Annotated in this window: 1 protein-coding gene; it reads right to left on the reverse strand. The window is 68.2% G+C overall.

The features are described from left to right. On the reverse strand, nucleotides 1–239 hold a 239-nt coding region (locus tag BST14_RS32295), incomplete at both ends, for a FixG Ig-like domain-containing protein (RefSeq protein ID WP_211280870.1).

A 239-nucleotide genomic window follows, 5' to 3' on the forward strand; every position in this document is an offset into this window, starting at 1 on the left:
CGGCGGTAGAGGCCACCGACACCGGGAAGTCGAGGATCTCGCCGGGCTTCAGGCTCAGGGTGTGCTCGCCCTGCAGGCGGAACTCCGGCGCGTCGTCGAGTTGCAGGCGATAGCGCTGCGGCTGCTGGGTCTTGTTGATGACCTTGAGGGTGTAGATGTTCTCGATCTGCCCGGCGGCGTTCTCGCGGAACAGCCCACGGTCGCGGGTCACGTCCAGCGAGGCCAGCGGGCGGGCATCC

Source organism: Mycobacterium arosiense ATCC BAA-1401 = DSM 45069, assembly GCF_002086125.1.
Classification (GTDB): domain Bacteria; phylum Actinomycetota; class Actinomycetes; order Mycobacteriales; family Mycobacteriaceae; genus Mycobacterium; species Mycobacterium arosiense.